Source organism: Microbacterium sp. Bi128 (genome assembly GCF_918698205.1).
The window spans coordinates 1-1,210 of record NZ_CAKKMM010001491.1 but is presented as its reverse complement, the minus strand read 5'-3'; the positions used below and the strand labels follow the sequence as shown (position 1 = coordinate 1,210).

1 protein-coding gene is annotated in these 1,210 nt (G+C 66.8%); it reads left to right on the top strand.

Annotated features, from left to right (window positions below):
* Window positions 1-1,210 (top strand): class I tRNA ligase family protein (locus tag LQV45_RS33950; protein WP_230012229.1); only part of this gene is annotated, 1,210 nt, incomplete at both ends.

Genomic DNA, 1,210 nt, shown 5'->3' with positions numbered 1-1,210 from the left:
GACACATGTTCTCCTACACCCAGACCGACGTCCTGGCGCGCTACCAGCGCATGACCGGCAAGAACGTCTTCTACCCCATGGGCTGGGACGACAACGGCCTGCCCACCGAGCGCCGCGTGCAGAACTACTACGGGGTGCGCTGCGATCCCGCGATCGCCTACGACGCCGGCTACCGCCCCCCGGCCGAGCCCGCCAAGAACCAGCGCGACTTCGACGTCATCTCCCGCAAGAACTTCATCGAGCTGTGCGAGGAGCTCGCGGTCGAGGACGAGAAGGTCTTCGAGCACCTGTTCCAGACCCTGGGCCTGTCCGTGGACTGGGATCTGACCTACCGGACGATCGATGACAAGTCCCGCGCCATCTCGCAGCGCGCTTTCCTGGCCAACCTGGCCGCAGGCGACGCGTACATGGCCGAGGCCCCCACCCTGTGGGATGTCACGTTCCGCACCGCCGTGGCCCAGGCCGAGCTCGAAGACCGCGAAGTCGCTGGCGCCTACTACCGCTACCCCTTCTTCACCGAAGACGGCGAAAAGATCTTCATCGAAACCACCCGCCCCGAGCTGCTGGCCGCCTGCGCCGCGCTCGTGGCCAACCCCGACGACGAGCGCTACAAGCCGCTGTTCGGCAAGAAGGTCACCTCTCCCCTGTTCGGTGTCGAGGTAGAGGTCAAGGCCCACCCGCTGGCCAAGGCAGACAAGGGCTCCGGCGTCGCCATGGTCTGCACCTTCGGCGACCTCACCGACGTCACCTGGTGGCGCGAACTGCAGCTGCCCACCCGCGCGATCGTGGGCCGCGACGGCCGCATCATCGGCGAGACCCCGGAGTGGATCACCACCGAAGAAGGCCGCGCCAACTTCGCGGCCATCGCCGGCAAGACGGTGTTCAGTGCCAAGGAGTCCGTGGTGGAGCTCCTGGCCGCCGCGGAACTGCTTGACGGCGAGCCCAAGAAGATCATGCACCCGGTGAACTTCTTCGAGAAGGGCGACAAGCCCCTCGAGGTCGTCACCTCACGCCAGTGGTACATCCGCAACGGCGGACGCGACGAGGACCGGCGCGAACGGCTGATCGGCCGCGGCAACGAGATCGAGTTCCACCCCGCCTTCATGCGCTCCCGCTACGAGAACTGGATCTCGGGGCTCAACGGCGACTGGCTCGTGTCCCGCCAGCGCTTCTTCGGCGTGCCGGTACCGGTCTGGTACCCCCTGGATGC